The 9,159-nt window shown below is 39.2% G+C and carries 6 protein-coding genes; all 6 read right to left on the bottom strand.

Annotated features, from left to right (window positions below):
* Positions 1 to 2,733: ATP-binding protein (locus AC3DU7_RS16885; RefSeq protein WP_488040482.1), on the bottom strand; the 2,733-nt coding region annotated here is incomplete at its 3' end.
* Between the two features lie 177 nt (positions 2,734 to 2,910).
* On the bottom strand, positions 2,911 to 3,600 hold the full coding sequence (locus tag AC3DU7_RS16880; RefSeq protein ID WP_488040481.1) for a sensor histidine kinase: 690 nt from the start codon (positions 3,598 to 3,600) through the stop codon (positions 2,911 to 2,913).
* Between the two features lie 73 nt (positions 3,601 to 3,673).
* Entirely contained in the window at positions 3,674 to 4,921 is a 1,248-nt protein-coding gene (locus AC3DU7_RS16875; protein WP_488040480.1) for a sensor histidine kinase, read from the bottom strand.
* Complete coding sequence (locus AC3DU7_RS16870) at positions 4,921 to 7,317, bottom strand: MASE1 domain-containing protein (protein ID WP_488040479.1); 2,397 nt, start codon at positions 7,315 to 7,317, stop codon at positions 4,921 to 4,923. The genes AC3DU7_RS16875 and AC3DU7_RS16870 overlap by 1 nt, the downstream gene beginning before the upstream one ends.
* A gap of 56 nt (positions 7,318 to 7,373) precedes the next feature.
* Positions 7,374 to 8,711 carry a hybrid sensor histidine kinase/response regulator gene (locus AC3DU7_RS16865; RefSeq protein ID WP_488040478.1) on the bottom strand — a complete coding sequence of 446 codons (1,338 nt, stop codon included), beginning with the start codon at positions 8,709 to 8,711 and terminating at the stop codon, positions 7,374 to 7,376.
* Between the two features lie 315 nt (positions 8,712 to 9,026).
* The gene (locus AC3DU7_RS16860; protein ID WP_488040483.1) at positions 9,027 to 9,158 is read right to left on the bottom strand and encodes a zinc ribbon domain-containing protein; all 132 of its coding nucleotides are present in this window, start codon (positions 9,156 to 9,158) and stop codon (positions 9,027 to 9,029) included.
* Between the last annotated feature and the right edge of the window lies 1 nt (position 9,159).

Raw genomic sequence — 9,159 nt, 5'->3', positions numbered from 1 at the left:
GCTGGCAAGGAGTTCAATCTTCGCTAATTTCTTTGGATCGTCTACTTCTTTAAGATTTTCAATTGCTTCCAGTGGAGGGATTTCTAGATCGGCAATCTCAATATTAGGAGTATCTAACAAAGAATAACCTAGTAATTGCAAGGCTTCTATGCCAGTATTAATGGCTTCCAACATCTGATTCTGAACGATATAGGATTGAACCTTGAGTTTGCATATTGCCACATTGTCCAAGATATCTTCAGTGTATTTCAGTGTTGAATTGGCTAGTTCTCTGGAACGATCAAAATGAGAGTTTAGATACTCTAATTCAATAGCAAGTAAGTGTAAATCCCGCGTCAAGTCATACTGGTTTTGCCAACTTTCTTTTTCCAGGTAATTTAGGGCAATATCGCAATATTCTAAAGCAGCATTATAGGCAGCTGAAGCCTTAGCTCTGCGACAAGCTATCAAGTTGAGTTCAGCAAGTTGGTTACACTCTTCCTGTTTAACAATTAAATTCTTACTATAGTTAAATTGACTTACCAACTCAAAAATTCGTTCTTCTCTTGCTTCTGGTGGGATTTTCTCCAAAAGCATTTGTCCGATATGGTAGTGAGTAGTTTGTTTTTGTTCGTCAGGAATCAGAGAATAAGCAGCCTGTTGAACCCTGTCATGCAAAAAACGATATTGGGCATTTTCAGTTTTTTCGACACTTGCGCTATTGCGATCGCGACTCAGATAAAACTTATAAACTTCACTTTGAGGCAAAACAAACCCTTCTTGCAAAGCCTTCCACAAAGCTGTAGCAGTATCCCCCTCCGATTGTTCACAAACAATTGCTAAAGTAGCCAAATCAAACTGATTCCCAATACAGGCAGCTAACTTCAACATCTCCATTGTTTCTGATGGCAACTTCTGTAACCTTCCAGCCATAAACTCCACCACATCATCAGTAAGCGCTCTTTGCCTTACCTGAGTAATGTCACATTCCCAATGCCTAACTTCAAAATTAAACTGAATTAATTCATCCCTATACAAACCCAGCAAAAACTGAGTCGTAAAAAACGGATTTCCTTTCGTCTTCTGATACACTAACTCCGTTAACGGTTTCGCCACTTCTCCATCACAACTCAGGGTATCCGCCACTAAACGATTAATATTATCCTTAGACAAAGGTGTTAATGTAATAGTGTTAATAGTGGCACCTGTTTTCCCAATATCATCTAGGGTTAACATCAACGAATGGGCAGGAAACACCTCATTATCCCGATATGCCCCTATCATCAATAAATAGGAATTGGAGGCTTCACTCATCAATAATTGCATCAATTTTAGAGATGCCGTATCTGCCCATTGTAAGTCATCAATAAAGATAACTAAAGGGTGAGTTTCTGTTGCAAATACCTGAATAAATTTTTGAAACAACAGATTAAACCGATTTTGTGCAGCACTACCAGATAATTCCGGAACGGGAGGTTGCTCTCCAATAATGTTCTCTAACTCTGGCATCACATCGATAATAACTTGTCCATTCTGCCCTACAGCATCAAGTATTTCTGCTTTCCACTTCTCAAGTTGATTATCATTTTCACTCAACAGTTGCCTCATCAAGTCTCGAAACGCTTGCACCAAAGCAGAAAAGGGAATATTACGTTGAAACTGGTCAAATTTGCCTTTAATGAAATACCCACGTTGCCTGACAATAGGTTTATGCACTTCATTAACAACAGCAGTTTTACCAATACCAGAAAATCCTGCCACCAACATAATTTCTGTTTCACCACAGGCAACACGCTCAAAGGCATCAAGCAAAGTCTGAATTTCTGCTTCCCTACCGTAGAGTTTTTCGGGAATGAGAAAGCGATCGCTGATATCCTGCTCTCCCAGCTCAAAATTTTCTATTTCTCCCTTCTTGTGCCATTCCTGCCGACATTTTTCCAAATCATATTTTAAACCCAAAGCACTCTGATACCTATCTTCCGCATTTTTTGCCATCAGTTTCATTACTATCTGTGATAACACTACAGGAATTTCTGCTGTGTTGACTAATACAGGTACTTTCGCCAAATGACAATGCACTAATTCTATAGGATCAGTATTCTCAAAGGGTAATCTTCCATTTAACATCTCAAAAAATGTTACCCCTAACGAATAAAAGTCGCTGCGATAATCTATTCCTCGGTTCATCCTGCCTGTTTGCTCTGGAGAAATATAAGCTAAAGTTCCTTCTAAGACATTTGGTGTTTGAATCGTTTGAGTTTCTTTTGGCAATAAAGTAGAAATACTAAAGTCAATAATTTTTACTTGTTCAGTTTCGGGATTAATTAGTATATTTGCGGGTTTAATATCTTTATGAATAATTCGATTTTGGTGTAATTGATAGACTATTTCTGCTATCTGAATTGCGATGTCTAAAAATTGGGATATATCCTTGACTTCACGGGGGGACGAACCTTGATAATATTCGCCTAAAGAAATATCACCAAAGTCTGGCATGATTAGAGCATAGCCATTTTGATAACTAAAGAGAGCTAATGGTTTGACAATACCTTCAACAGACAGATTCCTAGCAATGGTGTATTGGTTGCGAAACTGGACTAATTCATGAAAGGAAGGAAACTGATTGTGCATCAGTTTAATCACCACTGGTTGAGCATCTGCTTTAGCGACTGCGCGATAGACAACAGTGCGCTCGCTCTCATGTATTAAGTCACCGATTTCGTAATCACTTAAGGGTGTGATAGTTAAGTTCATGGCCAGTTTCCCCAACACTTTTTGATAGTTTTCTCTAATTCCAATTCTAAAGGTAAAATTTGAATAACTTGTGAATCATCTCACTATTTTAATTAAATAATGTTATATAATTAAGGTTGGGTGATTAAATATAAAGGCATAGTATATATTGTAGTTGCATTAGAAAAATTATTAGCTTTAACTGAAAGGTAAAGTAATGATGAATTTTGTGCCTTTGCCTAATACTGATATACAATCAATGGCTCCCCCATGTTTTTCTTGAATAATTTGCTGAGATATTGCCATTCCTAATCCTGTTCCTTTGCCTACTCCTTTCGTTGTAAATCCTTGGTCAAATATTTTTGAGCGCACTTGTTCCCTCATTCCTGGACCATTATCAGCAATTTCTACTATGACACTCTTTTTATCTATACTTAATCTGGTACTCATAGTAATGCAATTATTATTGGCTTCAATGTCTGTGTAAATCCTACCTTCACTTGCTTCGTCTAATGCATCTATTCCATTGGCAATAATATTCATAAATACTTGATTTAGTTGTCCTGGATAACAGTTGATTTCTGGCAAATTATTATAGTTTTTTACTACTTCTATTTCTGGGCGGAATGTATTAGCTTTGAGTCGATGTTTGAGAATTAATAAAGTGCTATCTATTCCTTGATGGATGTTAAATGAAACTTTTGCTACAGTATCACTACGAGAAAAGATTATCATGGATTTGCTAATCTCGGTAATGCGATTAGTTCCTTGTCTCATTGATTCGAGCATTTCTGGCAAATATTCTATCAGATAGTCTAATTCTATCTCCTCAATTTTATCTTGAGTTGTTTCGCTATTCCAATCGAATCCTTGTTGATAAAGCTGCAATAAATCAATTAAATTTTGTGATGTGCCATTGCCAAATCTTTCTCGCTCTCCTCATCTCCCCACACTCCCCTACTCAATAGCCAAATTGATTTTTTCTATCTATGGGAATGGCGATTGTAAATTTCGTCCCTTTACCTAATTCTGATGTATAGGTAATTTTCCCCTCATGTTTTTCTGTAACAATTTGCTTGGCGATCGCCAAGCCCAAACCCGTTCCTTTTCCAGTTGATTTCGTCGTAAAAAATTGATCGAATATTTGTGGTTGTATGGTCTCCGATATGCCAATACCATTATCTACAATATGAATGCAAGCTAAGTTTTCGCGATCGACAATTTCAAAGGAAGTAGATATAACTATTTCTGGGTATTCAAGCATTGCCTCTTCTTCTGGCTCACAATTTGAGTATTTTTCATTGATTGCCTCAATTGCATTCATTAGTAAGTTCATAAAAACTTGATTCAATTGAGCAGGGTTACAATAAACTAACGGCAACTCTTCGTAATTTTTAACGACTTTTACTGCTTCCCTAGCGGAGTTCCCTTGTAAGTGATAAGACAATAACATCACAGTATTTGTCAAGCCCTCATGCAGATCGAATAATTTCCATTCGGCCTCATCTAACTTGGCAAAAGAACGCAAAGACACTACAATGCTTTTGATGCGTTCTGCTCCTAACCTCATTGATTCGAGCAATTGGAGATAATCTTGTTTGAGAAAGGATAAATCTATTTCTTCTCGCCAATCTTCGATCTCCTGAGAAGGAGTTGGAAATTGAGCCTCGTATAATTCTAAGAGATGGATCAGTTCTTCATGATATTGTGCAGCATGATCGATATTTGTATAGATAAAAGTCATTGGATTATTAATCTCATGAGCAATCCGAGCAACCAATTCTCCTAACATATATAGTTTTGATTCTTGGATTAATTGCATTTGTGCTTTTTTGAGATTAATATGAACTTTGATTCTTGCTAAAAGTTCAGCCTGCTCGAAAGGTTTAGTAATATAATCCACTCCTCCGAGTTCCAAACCTTTAACCTTATTCACAGTATCTGAAAGTGCAGTGAGAAAAATAACTGGAATATGGCTAGTATTCGGATCTGCTTTGAGACGACGACAGGTTTCAAAGCCATCAATACCAGGCATTGAAATATCTAGTAAAATTAAATCTGGCTGATAATGTTGCAGGCGTTTGAGTGCCCTTTCTCCATCTATGGCGGTAGAAACAGCATATCCCGCATTGCGTAATGTTTCGCTAATCACTTTCAAATTGGCGGGGATATCATCAACGGCTAATATTTGTCCTTTATTTGACATCATTAATTATTAGTTTTTAGACTTAAATAGTTTTGCAATAACTCTTCAATTTCTTCAATTTTAAATTCATTGGCAAGTTGGATAATAGGAGCAGTAAATTCAAGATAGGAACTATCCCAAGTCTCTATTTTATCACAAATTTCTGTTGGATCTCCTTGGTGGGCGATTACCAGTAATTCTTCAAGATATTCAGGAGGTGGTAGAAGCATCTCTTGCACTACTTCATCTTGTAAATTACGGTTGTTATCCGGCAATTGCTCCAATTCCTCGGGAGCTTCGTACAGCCATTTTAAATCCAAACATTCCGAAATTATTGCAAATAGTTCCCTGGCATTAACAGGTTTGCTCAAGAAGCGATCGCCTCCGTTCTGGAGTGCTTTTTGCTGGTCAATGAGGGATACAGATGCTGAGGAAACAATGATTTGATAATGCTTTAAGTCCTCAGTATTGCGAATATGTTGGAGCAATTCAAAGCCATCCATCACTGGCATAACAAGGTCAGTAATTACTAAATCCGGTTGCAACTCCCGCAGTTGGGCCAATCCTTCTTGACCATTTTCTGCCTCAATGACAATAAAGTCCAAAGGTTTGAGGAGACTAGATAGCACAGCTCGATTTTCCCAACGGTCATCGATAATTAGGATACTGCATCGATCTCCCTCGTACCCGATAATCCGATCGTCCCTTTCTCTTCCTCCCTGTTGTTGCACCCAATTGTCTACCAAGGGAAGTTCGATGGTAAAGGAGAATTTGCTGCCTTGACCTAATTGACTTTTCACATCAATTGTTCCTCCCATTAGTTGTACAATTTGCTCGGAGATGGTCAATCCTAGTCCAGTCCCTTCAGATTGTTTGTGGCGATCGCCTACTTGTTCAAAAGCTGTAAATAGTTGCTGCAGATCCTCTTCAGCAATACCTACTCCCGTATCAATGACCTGAAATAGCAAAGATACTTTGGCCTGATAGCTGTCCAGTATATCTACCGCTAATGTCACTGAACCGCGATCGGTAAATTTAATCGCATTACCCAGTAGATTGATTAACACTTGACGCAGTCGCTTGTCATCAGCAACTACTCCATCAGGCAGACGGGAACTAACTTGATAAATAAAATTAATCCCTTTATATTCCGCCCGGACTTTACACATTTCTACCACACTTTGCAGTAGAGAAGGAAAATGCAGTGCTGTGGGCACTAACTCAAGTTTTCGAGCTTCAATTTTAGAAAGGTCTAAAATGTCGTTAATCAGGTCAAGTAAATGGGAACCGCATTGGTAAATGATATTAACCCCATCGCGCTGCTTCTGGGAGGGAAGTTGGGCGCTTGCCAAAATTTGGGCATAACCGAGGATGCCGTTGAGAGGAGTTCGTAATTCGTGGCTCATGTTGGCCAGAAATTCACTCTTAGCTTGATTGGCCGTATCAGCAACTTCTTTGGCTTGTTGTAGTTCTGAAGTGCGTTCTACTACTCGTTGTTCCAATTCATTATTGGTTTCGATCAGTTTAAGAGCAGCTAGGCGATTCTCATTGAGAATTGCGCAAAGAATGTAGCCAGTCAACCCTACCACCAAAATAAATGATTGCAGCAAGACCAAAGACTGCGATAGATCGTCGCGAACAAAAGCACCAAAACCCTGGTGCGTAGCTACAATTGCCATACCATCAATCAAAAAGACCAGCAAGGTTAATTCTTGTCGCTGAAATCGAAATGCACACCACATCAAGAGGGGAAGTGTCATGTATTCTAAAGCGTAATCCTGCCAAAAGGAAATATAGCTAATACCTATGGTCGAACCAAGAAGTAGGGCAAATTCTCCAATCTGCCAACCCCGCCATCGCTGCCGATTTTTCCAATACACCCAACTAAGTAACGCGGGGGTAACAATGGTAATGCCACCGACAACAGCAACGTACCAAAGTCGCCATGTTATGATAAAGTCTCTCCAAGAAGCAATTCCGTGCAGGCATAGGCATCCAGTGGCCAGAGTAGAGCTGATAGCAGTTAATCCTAATACAATTGCCAAGAATTTAAAGAAATCTTGAGAGCAGTTGAGAAATCGATGGTGTCCGATCCAACGTTGAATGAAAAATCCGAGAATGAGAGTTTCGGTGGCATCCACCAAGGTTATGGACACGATCGCGGAGGCGGTTTCGTAAAACAGGGAATTACCAACTATCTCAGCTAAAAATAGTGCTGGCCAAATCCGCCATCGGAAAATCAGGAGAAACGCTAAGTAGAATCCCCCTGTCGGCCAAATAGCACTTGCGCCATTGGTATCGGATAAGTATACCGACATCTTTGCTAATCCGTATTGGATTATCGGCATCACCAAGCAAGCCAGTAAAGTGACGCGATCGAAGGAAAATCGAATTTTTTTGGATATAAATGGGACTTTCATGAATCTATTTCATGGAGGAATGAGTTCAGTTAGAGAGACATTTTCTTGATGGAACATCATTTAATAGGAAGAGAAATAATAAACTCTGTGCCTTCACCCAATTCTGATTTACAAGTAATTGTTCCCTCATGTTTTTCCGTGACAATTTGGTAGACGATCGCCATCCCCAGTCCAGTTCCCTTGCCGATCTCTTTAGTAGTAAATCCCTGCTCAAAAATCTGGTCTTGGGTTTCAGGTGTCATACCACAGCCATTATCTTGAATGCAAACCTGAACCTGCTCATATTCTAGCATTTTAGTCTCAATTGTGATGCGATTCGGATCGGCGTTGATTTCAGCAAAAGTTTTGCCTTTATTAGCTTCATCAATGGCATCAATGGCATTAGCAAGCAGATTCATGAAAACCTGATTAAGCTGTCCTGGAAAACAATAAATTTCAGGAATATTACCGTAATTTTTAACGGTCTCTATTGCTGGCCGATCTTTGTTGCTTTTAGTGCGGTGCTTGAGAATGATCAAGGTGCTATCTATCCCATCATGCAGATTAAATTTAACTTTGTTGTCTCGATCGTAGCGAGAGAAGATTCTCAGGCTCTTGCTAACTTCACAGATGCGATCGATACCTAAATCCATTGAGTTAATGAGCTTGGGTAGATCTTCACGGATCAACTCCAAATCCGCCACTTCGAGTTCATCTTGAATCTGGATCGCATTACTGGGGCACTCTTGCAGCAGAAAATCAATTAGACCAAATAATCTATGCACATAAGTTTGAGCAGGCTGGATATTGGCCTTGATGAAGCCTATTGGATTATTAATTTCATGGGCAATTCCTGCCATTAATTCACCCAAAAATGCCATTTTTTCAGCTTGAACTAATTGAAGTTGTGTGGTTTTTATCTGGTGATATTGAACTTGTAAATCTTGATTAATTCGGAGTAATTTTTGGTTTTTCTCAGTCAGTTGTATAGTCTGCTGATAAAGCCGTTGCCGGAGATGATAGACTTCAATGTGGGTAGCAATGCGAACCAAAATTTCTTCGCGTTGAAATGGCTTAGTAATATAGTCAATTCCCCCGACATCAAACGCTTTGACTTTATCTAAAGCCCTATCGAGTGCACTGATGAAAATAATGGGAATATCTTGGGTTTCTAGACGCGCTTTAATTGCTTCACAAAGGGTATAACCGTCCATATCTGGCATCATCACATCTAGTAATATCAAATCGGGTTGGGGCTTTTGTATCGCTAACTCTAGAGCCTTTTTGCCATTTTTTGCTGCCACAATTGCATAATCATTTTTGAGAATTTCCAGCAGAATGTAGATGTTTTGGGGATCGTCATCAACGATCAACACTTTAGATTTTGCTAGGTTTGTTTGATCATGGATGGTCATTTCAGTTATCAGTTATCAGTTATCAGTACCGACCGCTGTTTGCGCAGCATTCCGCAGGAAAGCCAGAGGCAAGAAAATACTGAAGTTTACTTTCTCTTGGTGGATTGGATTTGGCGAGGGAACCAGCTACCCCCCATCCCTAGACTGCTTTTTATCCCCTTGAAAGGGTTAGGAAACCGTTCTACTAAACTTACCCAAACTTACCCATGCACGATTGCATGAGCTTTGGAGTTATCTTCCTGCTTCTATGAGAATCACCGACCGCAGTCTGTAACCTTCTTCTCTCCACAGGCTTAAATTCGCTTGGAACTCAAGCTACTGATTCACATAGTTTTTCAAGTTGACAGCAGCATTAAAATCTCTGTCAGCTTCAAAACTGCATTCACTACATTTATAAGTTCTCAAGTGCAATGGCATTTTCTGTTTATGCCCACAGTTTGAACATATT

This window comes from Okeania sp. (assembly GCF_983059655.1).
This window is presented reverse-complemented; position numbering and strand designations above follow the sequence as displayed.

Coding starts and splice junctions, on each gene's coding strand:
- AC3DU7_RS16875 (WP_488040480.1), bottom strand. CDS start 4,921: ATGATGTCAAATAAAGGACAAATATTAGCCGTTGATGATATCCCCGCC.
- AC3DU7_RS16870 (WP_488040479.1), bottom strand. CDS start 7,317: ATGAAAGTCCCATTTATATCCAAAAAAATTCGATTTTCCTTCGATCGC.
- AC3DU7_RS16865 (WP_488040478.1), bottom strand. CDS start 8,711: ATGACCATCCATGATCAAACAAACCTAGCAAAATCTAAAGTGTTGATC.